Origin of the sequence: Streptomyces sp. NPDC096310, from assembly GCF_044763125.1 — a bacterium.
Classification (GTDB): domain Bacteria; phylum Actinomycetota; class Actinomycetes; order Streptomycetales; family Streptomycetaceae; genus Streptomyces.
In genome coordinates this window covers 1,086,662-1,105,949 of sequence record NZ_JBIWFO010000001.1, presented here as the reverse complement: position 1 = coordinate 1,105,949, position 19,288 = coordinate 1,086,662, and the positions used below count along the sequence as shown (strand labels likewise).

General features: G+C 74.8%; 1 protein-coding gene. It reads right to left on the bottom strand.

Annotation, left to right across the window (positions count from 1 at the left end):
• Positions 1 to 4 precede the first annotated feature (4 nt).
• Positions 5 to 19,234, bottom strand: a complete 19,230-nt coding sequence (locus tag ACIQ7D_RS04440) for an SDR family NAD(P)-dependent oxidoreductase (protein WP_403933436.1) — start codon at positions 19,232 to 19,234, stop codon at positions 5 to 7.
• Positions 19,235 to 19,288: the final 54 nt, after the last annotated feature.

Below are 19,288 nucleotides of genomic sequence, written 5' to 3'. Positions count from 1 at the left end.
AGCCTCAGACGTCGTCGTGCTGCCCGTCGATGAGTGCGAAGATCTCGTCGTGCGTGGCCGAGGAGAGGTCGAGTCCGCCGTCGGACCCGTCCTGCCCGTTCGGTTCGGTCCGCTCGGCCCGCTCGACGCGCTTGAGGAGCGCGCGCAGCCGGGTGGTGACCTGGGTCCGGTCGAAGGTGTCGGGGGCGGCCAGGGCGAGGGCCGCTTCGAGTCGTTCCAGTTCGGCGTCGGGCGAGCCGCCCGCCGGCTCCTCGTCCGCGAACAGTTCGGCCCGCAGATGCTCGGCGAGTGCGAGGGGTGTCGGGTGGTCGAAGACAAGTGTGGCGGAGAGCCGCAGCCCGGTGGCGCCGCCCAGCCGGTTACGGAGTTCCACGGCGGTCAGCGAGTCGAACCCGAGTTCCTTGAACGGCCGTCCCGGGGTGACGGAAGCGCTGTCGCCGTGTCCGAGGACGATCGCCGCGTGGTCGCAGACCAGTTCACGCAGCGCGCGCTCCCGGTCGGCGCCGCGCAGGGCGGCGAACCGTTCGCGTACCCCCTCGGAGGCCGGCCGTGCCTCCGCCGCCCGGCGCGCCGGGGCCCTGACCAGACCGCGCAACGGCGGCGGGAACGCCGGGTCGGCGGCGCCCGACCGGAGCGCCGCGAGGTCGAGGCGCAGCGGGACCACTGCGGCCTCGGCGGCAAAACGTCCCGCGTCGAAGAGGGCGAGGCCGTCCTCGGTGGTGAGCGGCGCGATGCCCGAACGGCCCATGCGGGCCAGGTCGGTGTCGTCCAGATGCCCGGTCATCGCGCTGCGCTCGGCCCACAGGCCCCAGGCCAGTGAGGTGGCGGGCAGACCCGTGGCGCGGCGGTGCTGGGCAAGGGCGTCGAGATACGCGTTGGCCGCCGCGTACGCGGCCTGTCCCGCGCTGCCGAGTGTCGCGGCGGCGGAGGAGAAGAGGATGAACGCCGACAGGTCCAGGTGGCGGGTCAGTTCGTGGAGATGGGCCGCGCCGTCGGTCTTGGGCCGCAGGACGGTGTCGATACGTTCGGGGGTCAGCGAGTCGACCACCGCGTCGTCGAGGACCCCGGCGGCATGGACCACCGCGGTGAGCGGATGAGGAGCGGGGATCGCGTCGAGGAGGCGCGCCAGCGCCGTACGGTCCGCGATGTCGCACGCGGCGGCCGTCACCGTGGCGCCGTGCGCGGTGAGTTCGGCGCACAGGTCGGCGCTGGGACCGGACCGGGAGGCCAGCACCAGGTGACGTACACGGTGGCGGGTCACGAGGTGGCGGGCGACGGCGCCGCCCAGGGTCCCGGACGCGCCGGTGACCAGGACCGTGCCGTCCGGGTCGAGCGGGGCGGGCAGGGTGAGGACGAGCTTGCCGAGATGTTTGGCCTGGCTGAGGAAGCGTACGGCCTCCGGCGCCCTGCGGATGTCCCAGGTGGTGACGGGCGCCGGTGACAGGACGCCGCGCTCGAAGAGCGTCAGCAGTTCGGCGAGGATCGCGCCGACCCGGTCGGGGCCCGCGTCCATCAGCTCGAACGCCCGGTAGGTCACGCCCGGGTACCGCGCGGCGACCTGGCCGGGGTCGCGCGGATCGGTCTTGCCCATCTCGGTGAACCGGCCGCCCTCGGACAGCAGGCGCAGGGAGGCGTCCGTGAACTCGCGGGCCAGGGAGTTGAGGACGACATCGACACCGCGTCCGCCGGTGGCCGTCCGGAAACGCTCCTCGAAGTCGAGGTCCCGGGAGGAGGCGATGTGTTTCTCGTCCAGGCCGAGGGCGCGCAGGGCGTGCCACTTGCCGGGGCCGGCGGTCGCGAAGACCTCCGCGCCCAGATGCCGGGCGAGTTGGACGGCGGCCGTACCGACACCACCGGTCGCGGTGTGCACGAGCACCGACTCGCCGGGGCGCAGCCCCGCCAGGTCGACCAGTGCGTGGTAGGCGGTGAGGAAGGTGACGGGAACGGAGGCCGCGTCGGTGAAGGACCAGCCGGCCGGGATCTTCGCGACCAGCCGTCGGTCGGCCACCACGCGGGGGCCGAAGGAACCGGCGAGGAACAGGCCGAACACGGCGTCGCCGACGGCGAGTCCGGTGACGCCCGGCCCGGTTTCGAGTACGGTTCCGGCGCCTTCGCTGCCCATGATGCCCGCGCCCGGATACATGCCCAGGGCGATGAGGACATCGCGGAAGTTGAGTCCGGCGGCCCGTACGGCGATCCGTATCTCGCCCTCGCCGAGGGGGGCTTCGGCCTCCGGAGCGGGCAGGAGCGCCAGGTTCTCCAGGGTGCCGGGGCTGGTGACATCGAGCCGCCATGCCCCGTCCTGGGGCGGCAGCAGGGTGCCGCCGCGGTCGAGCCGGTCCAGCCGTGGTACGAGGAAGCCGCCGGAGCGCAGGGCGAGTTGGGGTTCGCCGGAGGCCAGCGCGGCGGGCAGCCCGGCGAGGGGCGGCTCCCCGGCGCCGAGGTCGAGCAGTGTGAACCGGCCGGGGTGCTCCGCCTGGGCCGTACGGACGAAGCCCCACACGGCGGCCTGCGCGAGGGAGGTGATGTCCTCGTCGTGGCGGGTGGAGACGGCTCCGCGGGTCACGACGACCAGGCGCGAGGCGGCGAACCGGTCGTCGGCGAGCCAGCTCCGTACGAGGGCGAGGGCTTGGTGGACGGCTTCACGCGGGGTACGTCCCGGCAGTTCGCCGGTGAGCACCGGCCCGGGTGCGGGCGTGTCCTCGGCGGGGTTCCAGTGGGCCAGGTCCCGGGACGCCGTCACCGGCACCCCGGCCGTCTCCAGCGCGGCGCGTATCCCGAGGCCGTCCGCGCCGAGCACGAGGACCGGCCCCTCGGTGGTGTCGTGGGCGGCGGGCCGCGGTTGCTCGCGCCAGGCGACGTGGAACAGCGCGTCGCGTACGGCGGGTGCGGCGGCGGGCAGGTCCGGGGAGAGGGGCCGTACGGTGAGGGAGGCGACCGTGGCGACGGGCGCCCCGTCGGGTCCCGCCAGGGTGAGGGAGACGGTGTCGGGGCCGGTGAAGCGGGTGCGCACACGCAGCGCCGCGGCGCCGACCGCGTGCAGGCTCACTCCCTGCCAGGAGAACGGCAGCACCGGCCGGTCGTGCCCGTCCAGGGCTTGACCGAGTCCGACGGTGTGCAGGGCCGCGTCGAAGAGGGCGGGGTGCAGCCCGAACCGCGCGGCCTGCGCGTGGTGTTCCTCGGGCAGGGCGATCTCGGCGAAGATGTCGTCGCCGTCGCGCCAGGCGGCGCGCAGCCCCTGGAAGGCGGGTCCGTAGCCGTAGCCCCGGTCGGCGAGCCCCGGGTAGAAGGCGCCGAGGTCGAGCGGGGTGGCGCCGGCGGGTGGCCAGGCGGTGAGCGCCTCGCCGGTCCGTTCCGGGGCGGGGGCGAGGACGCCGGTGGCGTGACGGGTCCAGGCGTCCGGGCTGTCGGCGTCGTAGGCGTGCACGCTCAGCGTGCGCCGGCCTGTCGGGTCGGGCGCGCCGAGTTCGAGCTGTACCTGTACGCCGCCGTGCGCGGGCAGTGCGAGCGGGGCGTGCAGGACGAGTTCTTCCAGATGGGGGCAGTCGGCCTGGTCCCCTGCCCGGACGGCGAGTTCGGCCAGGGCCGCGCCCGGCAACAGGACCGTGCCGAGTACGCCGTGGTCCGCGAGCCAGGGGTGGTCCTCCCGGGAGATCCGTCCCGTGCTGAGGTGGCCGCCGGAGGCCGGCAGGGCCACCGTGGCGCCCAGCAGCGGGTGTTCGGCGGGGGCGAGTCCTGCCGAGGTGACATCGGCGGGGCCGCCGGGGGTCCGCTCCAGCCAGAACCGTTCGCGCTGGAAGGCGTAGGTGGGCAGGCCCACCCGGCGGGGCGTGCCGGGGAACGCGGGCGTCCAGGTGACGTCGACGCCCCGGACATGGGCCTCGGCGAGGGAGGTGAGGAAGCGGCGCGGCCCGTCCTCGTCGCGGCGCAGTGAGCCGACGACAACGGCGTCCTCGGCGCTCTCCTGGATCGCGACGGTGAGGACGGGGTGGGGACTGGCCTCGACGAAGACGCCGTACCCTTCCGCGACGAGCGCGCGGGTGGCGGCCTCGAACTCGACGGTCCCGCGCAGGTTCCGGTACCAGTAGTCCGCGTCGACGGGCTCGGTGAGCCAGCTCGCCGAGACGGTCGAGAAGAAGGGGATGCGCGGGGTACGGGGGGTGATCGGGGCGAGGTCTTCTAGCAACCGGGCCTGTACGGCCTCCACTTGGCCGCAGTGTGAGGCGTAGTCCACGGCGATGCGGCGGGTGCGTACCCCTTCGGCGGTGAGGGTGTCGAGCAGTTCACCGAGGGCGCGGGGGTCCCCGGAGATCACCGTGGACGCGGGGCCGTTGACGGCGGCGACGGAGAGCCCCGCGGGGAGCCGGGGCCCGAGCACGTCCCTGCCGAGCGCCACCGAGGCCATGGCGCCGCGCCCGGACAGTTCGGTCAGCGCCTGGCCGCGGAGCACGACCACCCGGGCGGCGTCGGCCAGCGAGAGGGCTCCGGCCACGCAGGCGGCGGCGATCTCCCCCTGGCTGTGCCCGAGCACGGCGGCCGGCTCCACACCGTACGAACGCCACAGCTCCGCGAGCGACACCATCACCGCGAACAACGCCGGCTGCACCACATCCACCCGCTCCAACGCCCCCGCGTCACCCAGCACTTCGGCGAGCGACCAGTCCGTGTACGGCGCCAACGCCGCCGCACACTCCGCCATCCGCGACGCGAACACCGGCGAGGAGTCCATCAGTCCGAGAGCCATCCCGGCCCATTGGGAGCCCTGGCCGGGGAAGACGAAGACGGTACGGCCGTGGCCTCCGGCGCTCCCGAGGACGGCGGGTCCGCCGTCCTCGGCGAGCGCGGTGAGCTGTGCCAGGAACTCGGGACGGTCGGCGGCGACGAGGACCGCGCGGTGGTCCAGGCGGGCGCGGGTGGTGACCAGGGAGTGGCCGATCTCGGCGGTGCCGAGGTCGCCGTGGACCGCGAGGAAGGAGGCGAGCCGGGCGGCCTGGGCCCGCAGCGCAGGACCGGTCCTGGCGGAGAGCACCCAGGGCAGCGGGGCGGCGGCCGTCGGGGCGGTTTCCCCGGTGGTGGCCCCGGCGGCGGTCCCGGCGGAGGGGAGCGCGGGCGCTCCGCCGGGGGTTTCGGCGGGCGGCTGTCCGGAGGTTTCGACGGGCGCGTGTCCGGGGGTTTCGGCAGGTGGTTGTCCGGGCGTTTCGGTGGTCGGGCCCTGTTCGATGATGACATGGGCGTTGGTGCCGCCCGCGCCGAAGGAGGACACCCCGGCGCGCCGGGGTGTCCCCCCGGGCCACGGCCTGGCCTCGGTCAGCAGCTCCACGGCGCCGCGCTCCCAGTCGACCTCGGGCGACGGCTCGTCGGCGTGCAGGGTCCTCGGGAGGATGCCGTGGCGCATGGCCTCGACCATCTTGATGACACCGCCGACCCCGGCGGCGGCCTGGGTGTGCCCGATGTTCGACTTCAACGAGCCGAGCCACACCGGGTGTTCACGGCCTTGCCCGTATGTCGCCAGCACGGCCTGTGCCTCGATGGGGTCACCGAGCGTCGTCCCCGTACCGTGTCCCTCGACCACGTCGATGTCCTGGGTGGTGAGTCCCGCATCGGCCAAGGCTCCGCGGATCACACGCTGTTGCGCGGGACCGTTGGGCGCGGTCAGACCGTTGGACGCGCCGTCCTGGTTGACGGCGGTGCCGCGCAGCAGGGCGAGGACCTCGTGGCCGTTGCGCTTCGCGTCCGAGAGCCGTTCCAGCAGCAGGACTCCGACGCCCTCGCCCCAGCCGGTGCCGTCGGCCCCCGCGCCGAACGCCTTGCAGCGTCCGTCGGCGGAGAGCCCGCGCTGCCGGGAGAACTCCACGAACAGGGTCGGTCCTGCCATCAGTGTCACCCCGCCCGCCACGGCCAGCGAACTCTCGCCCTGGCGCAGCGACCTGGCGGCCAGATGCAGGGCGACGAGCGAGGAGGAGCACGCGGTGTCGACGGTGATCGCCGGGCCTTCGAGTCCGAAGACATAGGCCAGCCGCCCGGAGGCGACGCTGCCCGCGCTGCCGGTCAGCAGTTGTCCTTCGACGGTGGCGGGGGCCTGCTGGATGCGGGAGGCGTAGTCGTTGTACATCGCGCCGACGAACACACCGGTGCTGCTGCCCTTCACCGACAGCGGGTCGATGCCCGCCCGTTCGAAGACCTCCCAGGTGGTCTCCAGGAGCAGCCGCTGCTGCGGATCGGTGGCCAGGGACTCGCGGGGGCTCATCCCGAACAGTTCGTGGTCGAAGTCCGCGGCGTCGTACAGGAACGCGCCACTGCGGGTGTACGACGTACCGGTCCTGGCGGGGTCCGCGTCGTACAGGGACTCGACGTCCCAGCCCCGGTCGGTGGGGAAGCCGGACACCGCGTCCGTACCGGCCGCGACCAGGTCCCACAGCTCCTCGGGCGAGCTGACGCCGCCGGGGTAGCGGCAGGCCATCGCGACGATCGCGATGGGCTCGTCGCCGGAGGCCGGAGCGGCGGCCAGGGCGGCGGAGCCGGGGGCGGTACCGGTCAGCCGCTGCGCCAGGTCGGTGGCGAGCGCGAGGGGGGTGGGGTGGTCGAAGACGAGGGTGGCGGGCAGCCGCAGCCCGGTCAGGGTGTGGAGCCGGTTGCGCAGTTCGACGGCGGTCAGCGAGTCGAACCCGTTGTCCCGGAAGGGCCGGCCCGGCAGCAGTCCGGCGGAGCCGGTACGGCCGAGGACGGCCGCGGCGTGGCGCAGCACCTCGTCGAGGAGGAGCCGTTCGCGTTCCGGTACGGAGAGCCCGGCGAGCCGGTCCGCCAAGGCGGTCGCGGCGGTCGTCGCGGCGGGCGCCCCGGCGGTGCGCCGGGCCGGTGTCCTGACGAGATCGCGCAGCAGGGCGGGGGCGTGGGCCCGGGGTGTGGTGTCGAGCCGTGCCGTGACCGCGAAGGGTTCGGCGAGGCGCTGTGCGGCGTCGAAGAGCGCGAGCCCGCGTGCGGTGGTGAGCGGAAGCACGCCCGAACGCTCCAGGCGGGCGACGTCACCGGCGCCGAGACCGCGGGTCAGCTCGCTGGTCTGCGCCCAGTAGCCCCAGGCGAGGGAGACGGCGGGGAGTCCGGCCGTACGGCGGTGGTGGGCGAGCGCGTCGAGGAACGCGTTGGCGGCGCAGTAGGTGGCCTGTCCGGCGGTGCCGAAGGTGGCCGACGCCGAGGAGAAGAGGACGAACGCGTCGAGACTGTCGGTGAGTTCGTGCAGGTGGAGTGCGGCATCGACCTTGGGCCGCAGGACGGGGGCGAGCCGGTCGGGGGTGAGTGAGGCGAGGACGCCGTCGTCCACGGCGCCCGCCGCGTGCACGACCGCCGTCAGCCGGACCGGGAGGTCCGCCAGCAGCGCGGCGAGGGCGTCCCGGTCGGCGGCGTCGCACGCGGCGACGGTCACCTCGGCGCCGAGTGCGGTGAGTTCGGCTCTCAGCGCGGCGGCGCCGGGCGCGTCCGGACCGCGGCGGCTGATCAGTACGAGGTGGCGGACCGCCCGGGTGGTGACGAGGTGCCGGGCGACGAGGCCGCCGAGGGTGCCGGTGCCTCCGGTGATCAGGACGGCGCCGTCCGGGTCGAGCGCGGGGACGGGGAGGCGGGTGGATGCCGGGCGGGCGAGCCGTGGCACCAGTACGGCGCCGTCGCGCAGCGCGGCCTGCGGTTCGCCGGCCGCGAGCGCGACGGCGACGGCCGCGTCGACAGCCGGGTCCGTATCCGCGTCCGTATCCGTATCCGCGTCCGTATCCGTGTCCGCGTCCGTATCCGTGTCCGCGTCCGTGTCCGTGTCCAGCAGCAGGAACCGGTCCGGATTCTCCGTCTGTGCCGCGCGGACGAGCCCCCAGAGCGGCGCCTGCGCGAGATCGAGGATGTCCTCGTCCGCCCGGACGGCGACGGCGCCCCGGGTGAGGATCACCAGCCTGGTGGCGGCACGCCGCTCGTCGGCGAGCCAGGTGCGTATCAGCTCCAGCAGCCGGGCCGTCGCCCCGTGGACCCGGGCGGCCAGGTCGTCCCCGGCCGGCGCGTCGGGCCGTACGGCGACGACGGCGGGCAGCGGCGCGCCCTCGGCGAGGGCCGTGCCGAGCGCCTCCGTACCCATGAGGGGGATCCCCGTGACGGGCCCGGCCGGAGCCGGGGCGGCGACCGGGTTCCAGACCAGCCGGAACAGCGCGTCGTGGTCGTCATGGCGTACGGCGGCGAGCTGTCCTGCGGTCGTCGGGCGGAGCACCAGGCCCTCCACCGTGGCGACCGGCGCGCCCGCCGGGTCGCTGACGGTCACCGAGACGGCGTCCGTGCCGGACGGGGAGATCCGTACGCGTACGGACGTGGCGCCCACGGCGTGCAGCCGGACCCCGGTCCAGGCGAACGGGAGCCGGGTCCCGCCCCCGTCGGCCGGGTCGTCGGGGCCCTTCCCGAGCCCCAGCGGGTGGAGGCAGGCGTCCAGCAGGGCGGGGTGGAGCGCGAATCCGTCGGCGGACCCGGTGTCCGGGAGGGCCGCTTCGGCGAGGAGGTCGTCGCCGTGCCGCCATACGGCGCGCAGCCCCTGGAAGACGGGACCGTAGTCGTAGCCGGCCGCGGCGAGCGCCGGGTAGAAACCGGTCCGCTCCACGGGGTGTGCTCCGGGGGGCGGCCAGGCCCCGTCGTCCCCGGCCGGGTCGGGTCCTCCGGTGCCCAGGGTGCCGTCGGCGTGTTGGGTCCACGGCGCGTCCGGGGCGGTCCTGGCGTACACGGTCAGGGTCCGCCGTCCGTCGGCGCCGGCGGCCCCGACCAGGACCTGGAGAGTCACCTCGCCGTCGATCAGCAGCGGTGCGCTCAGGGTCAGTTCCTCGATCCGGTCGCAGCGCGCCTCGTCCCCGGCGCGCAGCGCGAGTTCGACGAACGCCGTGCCGGGGAGCAGTACGGTGCCGGACACGGCGTGGTCGGCGAGCCAGGGGTGGGTGGCGAGGGACAGCCGGCCGGTGAGGACATACGTGTCCGTGCCGGCCATCTCCACGGCGGCGCCGAGCAGCGGATGGGCCGCCGGCCGGAGCCCGAGGCCCGCCGCGCCGTCCGCGGACGGCGCGGCGACCGGGTCCAGCCAGTACCGCTCGTGCTGGAAGGCGTAGGTGGGCAGCGCGGTCCTGCGGCCCCCGGCGAGCGGGCCGGACCAGTCGACGGGGGCGCCGTGGACATGGGCCTCGGCGAGGGCGGCCAGCCAGCGGTCGGCCGCTCCGTCGTCCCTGCGCAGGGTGCCGAACGCGGCGACGGGATGTCCGGCGCGCTCGGCGGTGTCCTGGACTGCGGTGGTGAGGACGGGGTGGGCGCTCGGCTCGATGAAGATGCCGTGGCCGGTGTCGATCAGGGCCCGTACGGTCGGTTCGAAGAGGACCGGGCCGCGCAGGTTGGTGTACCAGTACGCGGCGTCCAGCCCGGTGGTGTCGATCGGTGCGCCGGTGACGGTGGAGTGGAACGGTACGGCGGCCCGGCGCGGGGTGATCGGGGCCAGGTCGGCGAGCAGCCGCTCGCGGATCTCCTCGACCTGCGGCGAGTGGGAGGCGTAGTCGACGGCGACGCGGCGGGACTGGATCCGTTCGTGTGCGCAGTGGGCGTGCAGCGCTTCGACGGCCTCGGGGTCCCCGGCGACGGTGGTGGAGTGGGGGCCGTTGTAGGCGGCGATGGTGAGCCGCCCGTTCCAGGGTGCGATCAGCCGGGCGACCTCGTCCGGCGCGAGCAGCAGCGCCGCCATGGCGCCGCCGCCGGAGAGCGCCTGAAGGGCCTGGCTGCGCAGGGCGACGACACGCGCGGCGTCCTCCAGCGACAGCGCTCCGGCCACACACGCCGCCGCGATCTCCCCCTGACTGTGCCCCACCACCGCCGCCGGCTCCACACCGTACGAACGCCACAACTCGGCCAGTGACACCATCACCGCCCACAACACCGGCTGCACCACATCCACCCGCTCCAACGCCTCACCGTCGTCCAGCACCTCCCGCAACGACCACCCGGTGAACGGCGCCAACGCCTCACCACACTCCGCCATCCGCGCCGCGAACACCGGCGACGACACCAGCAACTCCCCCGCCATCCCCACCCACTGCGAACCCTGACCGGGAAAGACGAAGACGGTGGCGGCGTCCTCGTCGGCGATGCCCCGGGGGCAGCCGTCGTCCCCTGCGGCCAGGGCGTCGAGCGCGGCACGGAACTCGCTGTGGTCGGCGGCGACCACGACGGCCCGGTGGTCGAGCGCGGTGCGGCCGGTGGCCAGGGTGTACGCGATGTCGAGCGGGGCGGCGTCCGGGTGGGCGGCGAGGTGGTCGGAGAGCTTGCGTGCCTGGTCGCGCAGGGCCTGTTCGGTACGGCCCGACAGCAGCCAGGGCAGCGCACCGGGGACGGGCGCGGGCGGGGTGGCGGGGGCGGGCGGTGGAGCCTGTTCGACGATGACATGGGCGTTGGTGCCGCCCACGCCGAATCCGGAGACGGCCGCGCGGCGCGGGCGGCCGTCGTCGGGCCAGGCCCGCTCTTCCGTGAGCAGCGACACCGCGCCGGCCGACCAGTCGATCCGGGGCGAGGGTGCGTCGGCGTGCAGGGTCTTCGGCAGGACGCCATGGCGCATGGCCTGCACCATCTTGATGATGCCGCCGACGCCCGCGGCGGCCTGGGTGTGCCCGATGTTGGACTTCAACGAGCCGAGCCACAGCGGGCGTTCGCGGTTGCGGCCGTAGGTGGCGAGCAGCGCCTCGGCCTCGATCGGGTCGCCGAGCGTCGTGCCCGTACCGTGTCCCTCGACGGCGTCGACCTCGGCCGGGGAGAGTCCGGCGTCGGCCAGCGCGCGCCGGATGACGCGTTCCTGAGAGGGGCCGTTGGGGGCGGTCAGTCCGTTGGACGCGCCGTCCTGGTTGACGGCGGAGCCCCGGACCACGGCCAGGATCTCATGGCCGTTGCGTTCGGCGTCCGAGAGCCGTTCCAGCAGAAGCAGACCGACCCCCTCCGACCAGCCGGTACCGTCCGCACCCGCACCGTACGCCTTGCACCTGCCGTCCGGCGCGAGACCCCGCTGCCGGGAGAACTCGATGAACACCCCGGGGGTGGACATCACCGTCACCCCGCCCGCGAGGGCCATCGAGCTCTCTCCGCGCCGCAGCGACTGCGCGGCGAGGTGCAGGGCGACGAGGGACGCGGAGCATCCGGTGTCGACGGTCATCGCCGGGCCTTCGAGGCCGAAGGTGTACGAGAGGCGCCCGGAGGCCACACTGCCGATGTTGCCGGTGAGCAGATACCCCTCCAGGTCCTGCGGCGCCTCGTGCATCCGGGGCCCGTAGTCCTGGGACATCGCGCCGACGAACACACCGGTCTGGGAGCCCGCCTGCGACCGGGGGTCGATGCCGGCGCGCTCGAAGGTCTCCCAGGCCGTCTCCAGCAGCAGCCGCTGCTGCGGGTCGGTGGCGCGTGCCTCGCGCGGGCTCATCCCGAAGAGTTCGGCGTCGAACTCGGCGGCGTCGTACAGGAATCCGCCGTGCCGTACATAGGACGCGCCGGGCCGGTCGGGGTCGGCGTCGTACAGGGACTCCACGTTCCAGCCCCGGTCGGCGGGGAACTCCGACACCGCGTCCGCGCCGGCCGCGACCAGGTCCCACAGGTCCTCGGGCGAGCCGACGCCGCCCGGGTAGCGGCAGGCCATCGCGATGATCGCGACGGGTTCGTCGGAGGCCACGGCGGTCCCGGCGCCGGTGGTGGCGGTGCCGAAGAGCAGGGTGTCGAGGTGGCGGGCGAGCGCCGTCGGTGTCGGCCGGTCGAAGACGAGGCTGGTGGGGAGCCGGTGGCCGACGGCGGTGACCAGCCTGTCGCGGAGTTCGACGGAGGTCAGCGAGTCGAACCCGCTCTCCTTGAAGGGCCGTCGCGGCCGTACGGAGCGGGGGTCGGTGTGGCCGAGTACGGCGGCGGCCTCGGCGCGGACGAGGTCGAGCAGGGCCTCGGTGCGCCGCGCCTCGGGCAGGCCCGCCAGATGCCGGATCCGTTCGGGGCGCTCGGTGTCCGTGGCGGCCGGGTCCGTGGTGGTGACACCGGTGGGACCGTTCAGGGCGCGCTGTGCCTCGGGCAGGTCGGCGAGGAGCGGCCGGGGCCCGGCGGACGCGAAGGCCGGGGCGAACCGCGTCCAGTCGATGTCCGCGACGGTGAGGGTGTTCTCCCCGGCGTCCAGGGCCCGTTGGAGCGCGGTGACGGCCGAGCCCGGGTCCATCGGAAGGACGCCCAGGCGCCGCCAGACGTCCTCGGCGCCGTCGACGGCGCCCAGCCCGCCGCCGCCCCACGCGCCCCAGGCGACGGCCGTGGCGGGCAGCCCGTGGTCGCGGCGGTACCGGGCGAGCCCGTCGAGATAGGCGTTGGCCGCGCCGTACGCGCCCTGTCCGCCGCTGCCCCAGACACCGGCGCCGGAGGAGAACAGGACGAACGCGTCGAGCCCTTCGGTGAGTTCGTGGAGATGGCGAGCGGTCTCGGTCTTGGCGCGCAGTGTGTGTGCGAGTTGGTCCGTGGTCAGGGTGGCCACGGCGGACTCGACAAGGACTCCGGCGGTGTGCACGACCGTCCGCAGGGGACGGTCCTCGGGTACGGAGTCCAGCAGCGCGGCCAGTTCCTCGCGGCGGGCGGTGTCACAGGCGACGATCTCCACCGAGGCGCCGAGCGCGGTGAGTTCGGCCCGCAGCTTCTCGGCTCCCGGTGCCTCGGGGCCGCCGCGGCTCGCCAGGACGAGGTGCGCGGCCCCGGCGGCGGCGAGCCAGCGGGCCACCCGGGCGCCGAGCGCGCCGGTACCGCCGGTGACGAGAGCGGTGTCCCGGGGCCGCCAGACGGCGGGGGTCACCGGCGGGGCCGTGGCCCGCACCAGTCGCCGTACGAGGAGACCCGCGGGGCGCACGGCGATCTGGTCCTCGTCGCCGTCGCCGGTGAGCGCGGCGGCGAACAGGGCCGCCGAGGCCTCGTCGAGGTCGGCGGGCAGGTCCACCAGGCCGCCCCAGTCGCGGGGCGATTCGAGGCCGAGGGCGCGGCCCAGGCCCCAGACCGCCGCCTGTTCGGGGTGGTCGAGCCGGTCGTCGGGGTCGACGGCGACGGCGCCCCGGGTGGCGAGCCACAGCGGAATCTCCCGCCCGGCCAGCGCCTGGGCCAGGGCGACCGTGTCGAGCAGTCCGCGCGGGGCCGAACCGTCCGGTGCGCGGCGCTCGTCCAGGGCGAGCAGGGAGAGGACCCCGGCGGGTGTCCCCGCGGCGAGCCGTTCGGTGAGCGCCGCCGGGTCGCCGGCGGTCAGCCGGGCGACCTCGGCTCCCGCCTCCGTCAGCGCCCGTTCGCACCGGGCGGTGAGGGGTCCGCCGATGTCCTCTGCGGGCGCGATCAGCAGCCACCGCCCGGCCGTCCTGGGGACGGCCCCGGGGGTGGCGGGGCGCCAGGTGACCCGGTAGCGCCAGTCGTCCGGGCCGTGCGCGGCCCGGCCGCCCCGCTCGGGCAGCAGCCAGTACCGCTCGCGCTGGAAGGCGTACGTGGGCAGCTCGGCCCGGGGTCCGGCGCCGAGCAGGCCGCTCCAGTCCGGGGCGGCGCCCTGGGTGTGGGCGGTCGCGACCGAGGTGAGGAATCGTTCCTGCCCGCCCTCGTCACGGCGCAGCGACCCGAGGGCGACCGCGCGCGCCTCGGTGGCCTCGATGGTCTCCTGGACGCTGGGCACGGTCACCGGATGCGGGCTGACCTCGATGAACAGGTCGTACCCCTGGTCGAGGGCGGCCCGGGTGGCCTGCTCGAAGAGGACGGTGGCACGCAGATTGGTGTACCAGTACCCGGCGTCCAGCGCGGTGGTGTCGAACGGTGCGCCGGTGACGGTGGAGAAGAACGGGACGGAAGCGGTGCGCGGCCGTACGGCGTCGACGGCGGCCAGGAGCCCGTCGCGGACCTCCTCGACCTGCGGGGAGTGCGAGGCGTAGTCCACCGGGATCCTGCGGACCCTGACCTGCTCGGCGCTGAGCGCGGCCAGCAGTTCGTCCAGCGCCCCGGGTGCGCCGGAGACGACGGAGGCCGTGGGCCCGTTGGACGCGGCCAACGAGAGCTGTCCGTCCCAGGCGTCGAGGCGCGGCAGCAGTTCCTCGGGGGCCAGTGCGACCGAGGCCATGCCTCCGCGGCCGGCGAGTTCGGCGAGGATCAGCTTGGCGCGCAGGGCGCTCACCCGCGCGGCGTCCTCCAGCGAGAGGGCTCCGGCGACACAGGCCGCGGCGATCTCCCCCTGGCTGTGCCCGAGCACGGCGGCCGGCTCCACACCGTACGAACGCCACAGCTCCGCGAGCGACACCATCACCGCGAACAGCGCCGGCTGGACCGCGTCGACCCGCTCCAACGCCTCGGCGTCGGAGAGCACTTCGGCGAGCGACCAGGTCACATGCGGGGCGAGGGCACGCGCGCAGTCGGCCATCCGCGCGGCGAACACCGGTTCGGAGGAGAGGAGTTCGACCGCCATCCCGGCCCACTGGGAGCCCTGGCCGGGGAAGACGAAGACGGCGCGGCCGGCGGTCCCGGCGCTGCCCAGGACCAGCCGGGGGTCGCTCCGCCCGTCGGCCAAGGTGTCGAGCAGGCCCCGGAGTTCGGCGCGGTCCCGGCCGAGCAGTACGGCGCGGTGCTCGAAGGCGGACCGGGTGGCCGCGAGGGAGCGGCCGATGTCGGCGGCGCCGGGACCGGTCCTGGCGTCGAGGTGGTCGGCGAGGCGCCGCGCCTGGTCCTGGAGCGCCCGGGGCGTCCGGCCGGAGAGCTGCCACGGGAGGGGCGCTCCCCCGGCGGCGGCTTGGGCCGGGGCGGCGGGGGGCGGTACGGCAGCGGGCGGTACGGCGGGCTCCGGCGGGGCCTGTTCGATGATGGTGTGCGCGTTGGTGCCGCTGACACCGAAGGAGGACACGGCGGCCCGGCGCGGGCGCCCGGTCTCCGGCCAGGCCACCTGGGCGGCGACGGGCACGACCTGGCCTGCCGACCAGTCCACCCGGGGCGAGACCTCGTCCGCGTGGAGGGTCCTGGGGATGATCCCGTGGCGCAGGGCCAGGACCGTCTTGATCACACCGCCGACCCCGGCGGCGGCCTGGGTGTGGCCGATGTTGGACTTCAACGAGCCGAGCCACAGCGGGTGTTCCCGGTCCTGCCCGTAGGTGGCGAGCAGCGCCTCGGCCTCGATCGGGTCGCCCAAGGTGGTGCCCGTACCGTGTGCCTCCACCGCGTCCACGTCGGACGGCGCGAGTCCGGCGTCGGCGAGGGCGCGCCGGATCACCTCCTGCTGGGAGGGGCCGTTGGGCGCGGTCAGGCCGTTGGACGCGCCGTCCTGGTTGACGGCGGAGCCGCGCACGAGCGCCAGCACCGGGTGTCCGTTGCGCCGGGCGTCGGAGAGCCGTTCCAGGACGAGCATCCCGGCGCCCTCGGCCCACCCCGTGCCGTCGGCGTCCGCACCGAACGCCTTGCACCGGCCGTCCGGTGACAGCCCGCCCTGCCGCGAGAACTCCACGAACATGCCGGGGTTGGCCATCACCGTCACGCCGCCCGCCAGTGCCAGGGAGCACTCGCCGCGCCGCAGGGCCTGGGCGGCGAGATGCTGGGCGACCAGCGAGGAGGAGCACGCGGTGTCCACGGTCAGCGCGGGGCCGCGCAGGCCCAGGACGTACGAGATACGGCCGGAGGCGACGCTGCCGGTGGAGCCGGTGAGCCCGTATCCGGCGAACCCCTCCGGCGCCTCGTGGAGGCGGGGCACATAGTCCTGGGCCATCGCCCCGACGAAGACACCCGTGTCGCTGCCGCGCAGGGCGGCGGGGTCGAGTCCGGCGCGTTCCAGCGCCTCCCAGGAGATCTCCAGCAGCAGCCGCTGCTGGGGGTCGGTCGCGAGCGCCTCACGCGGGCTGATGCCGAAGAACGCGGCGTCGAACTCGGCCGCGTCGTGCAGGAATCCGCCGTGCCGGGTGTGGCTGGTCGTGGCGAGCGCGTCGAGGTCCCAGCCCCGGTCGGCGGGGAAGGCCGAGATCGCGTCCGTGCCGGAGACCACCAGGTCCCACAGCTCCTCCGGGGTCCGTACCCCGCCGGGGAAGCGGCAGCTCATCGCGACGATCGCGATCGGGTCGGCGTCGGCGTCGCCGGTGGCGGTGGCGGTGGCGAGGGCGGGTGCGCCGGGGCGAGGCGCGGGGGCGCCGGTCAGATGGGTGATGAGCGCGTCCGGCGTCGGGTGGTCGAAGAGCAGGGCGGACGGCAGCCGCCGGCCGAGTGCGCCGCTGAGCCGGTTCCGCAGGTCGACGGTCATCTGGGAGTCGAAGCCGAGGTCCTTGAAGGGTAGGTCCGTCTCGACCGAGGCCGGGGAGGTGTGGCCGAGGACGGCCGCGGCGTGGGCCCGGACGAGCTGCCGCAACCGGCCGGCGTCGAGCACACCGTCGGCCGGGGCCTCGGGGGTGGGTTCGGCCCCGGCCGCGTACGCCGGCTCGTCCCCGTCCCCGTCCCCGTCCATCGCCGTCTCGGATACGGAGGAAAGCCAGTGACGCTGCCGCTGGAAGGGGTACGTGGGCAGTTCGACGCGGCGGCCGCCGGGGAAGACCGCGGTCCAGTCGATGTCGGCCCCGCGCACGGACAGTTCGGCGAGCGACGCCAGCACGCGTCCCGTCGTGCCGTCGTCCCGGCGGCACGAGGGGACGACGACCACGGGCGCGCCCACCGCCTCGGCGGTCTCCTGGACGCCCATCACCAGCACGGGGTGCGGGCTCACCTCGACGAACGCCCGATGGCCCGATTCGAGCAGCCCGCGGACCGCCTCCTCGAAGCGGACGGTGCTCCGGAGGTTGCGGTACCAGTAGTCGGCGTCGGTCGCGCCCGCGTCGAGCCACTGTCCGGTCAGCGTCGAGAAGAACGGGACCTCGGCGGCCCGTGGGGCGATCGGGGCCAGCGCGGTGTGCAGCCGGTCGCGGATCGCCTCGACATGGGCCGAGTGGGAGGCGTAGTCGACGGCGATACGACGGGCCCGGACCCCCCGTTCGGTCAACTCGGCGACCAGGGTGTCGATCGCCGCCCCGTCACCGGCGACCACGGTCGAGCGGGGTCCGTTGACGGCGGCCACCGACAGGGTGCCGTCGAGGGCGAGTTCACCGGCGGGCAGGGCGACGGAGGCCATCGCGCCGTGTCCGGAGAGGGAGACGAGGGCCTGGCTGCGCAGGGCGACGACACGCGCGGCGTCCTCCAGCGACAGCGCTCCGGCCACACACGCCGCCGCGATCTCCCCCTGACTGTGCCCCACCACCGCCGCCGGCTCCACACCGTACGAACGCCACAACTCCGCGAGCGACACCATCACCGCCCACAACACCGGCTGCACCACATCCACCCGCTCCAACGCCTCACCGTCGTCCAGCACCTCCCACAACGACCACCCGGTGAACGGCGCCAACGCCTCACCACACTCCGCCATCCGCGCCGCGAACACCGGCGACGACACCAGCAACTCCCCCGCCATCCCCACCCACTGCGACCCCTGACCGGGAAAGACGAAGACGGTGCCGCCCGAGGTGTCGGCCGTTCCCTCGACCACTCCCGGGGCCGGGTCACCGGCGGCCAGGGCGTCGAGTCCGGCCAGATATCCGGCCAGGTCGGTGGCGGTCACGGCGGCCCGGTGGCGGAACGCGGTCCTGGTCGTGGCGAGGGAGCGGCCCACATCGGCCGGATCCGTCCCCGGGCGGTCCGCGACATGTGCGCGCAGCCGCGCCGCCTGTTCCCGTACAGCCGCCGCCGACCGGCCGGAGACGATCCAGGGCGCCCCGCCGCCCCCGGGCCCGGGCGCCGCCCCGGCGCCGGGCCCGGCCGTGGCCGGGGCGGTCCCGGCTCGCGACACGGCTGCGGGCTCGGCCTCGGCCTCGGCTTCGGCTTCGGCTTCGGCTTCGGCTTCGGCTTCGGCTTCGGAGAGGACGACGTGGCAGTTGGTCCCGCCGACCCCGAACGAGCTGACCCCGGCGACCAGCGGCCGGTCCGGCGCCGCCCACTCCCCGTGCGCGACGCGGACTTCGAGGTTCAGCTCCGCCAGCGGGATCCGCGGATGGGGCGCGGTGAAGCCGAGGCTCGGCGGCAGCAGCCGGTGCCGTAGCGCCAGCGCGGTCTTGATGAGCCCGGTGATGCCGGCGGCGGATTCCAGATGACCGACGTTGGTCTTGACCGAGCCCACCTGGAGAGGGCCCGCCGCGCCGCGCGCCGCGCCCAGCACGGCGCCGAGGGCCGCGGCCTCGACCGGGTCGCCGAGCCGGGTGCCGGTGCCGTGCAGTTCTACGTACTGGACCGAGGCGGGGTCCACCCCGGCCCGCTCGTACGCGAGGCGCAGCACCTCTTCCTGGGCGGGGCCGCTGGGCACCGTCAGCCCCGCGCCGCCGCCGTCGTTGTTGACGGCGCTGCCGTCGATGACGCAGTACACGCGGTCCCCGTCGGCGACCGCGGCGGCCAGGGGTTTCAGCACCACGACGCCGCCGCCCTCGCCGCGCACGAAGCCGTTGGCCCGGGCGTCGAAGGTGTAGCAGCGGCCGTCGGGGGAGAGCGCGCCGAGCTTGGCCGCGCCGACCGCGCCCTCGGGGGTGAGGGTGAGGTTCACGCCGCCGGCCAGGGCGATGTCCGCTTCTCCGGTCCGCAGGCTCTGTACGGCCATGTGCACGGCGACCAGCGAGGACGACTGTCCGGTGTCCATGGTCACACTGGGGCCGCGCAGGCCGAGGAAGTAGGAGACACGGTTGGCGATCAGGCTGCGTTGCAGTCCGGTGAAGGTGTGCTGGTCGACCCGGCGCAGCCCGGCGCGGCGGGTGAGCGTGGCGTATTCGTCGTTCATCGCGCCCATGAACACGCCGGTCCTGGTGGACGCGAGGGTGGCGGGGACGATCCCCGCGTCCTCGATCGCCTCCCAGCTCAGTTCGAGGGCGAGGCGCTGCTGGGGGTCCATTGCGGCGGCCTCACGCGGTGAGATCCCGAAGAAGGCCGGGTCGAACCGGTCGACCTGATCGAGGAAGGCGCCCCGCCGGGTGTTGACCTTGCCCGGCGCTCCGGGGTCCTCGTCGAAGTAGTCGGCGTGGTTCCACCGGTCTTCGGGGACGTCCGTCACCCCGTGGGCTCCATCGGCCAGCATCGTCCAGAAAGCGTGCCTGTCGGCGGCCTTCGGAAGACGGCAGGACAGTCCGACAAGGGCGACAGGGCCTTTATACCCCTGGTCCTCAATTATTGAATCCGTCACGTCCCCACCTGTCCTCACGTGCCCACCACCGTTTCTCGCCCGTTTTCATCAGGG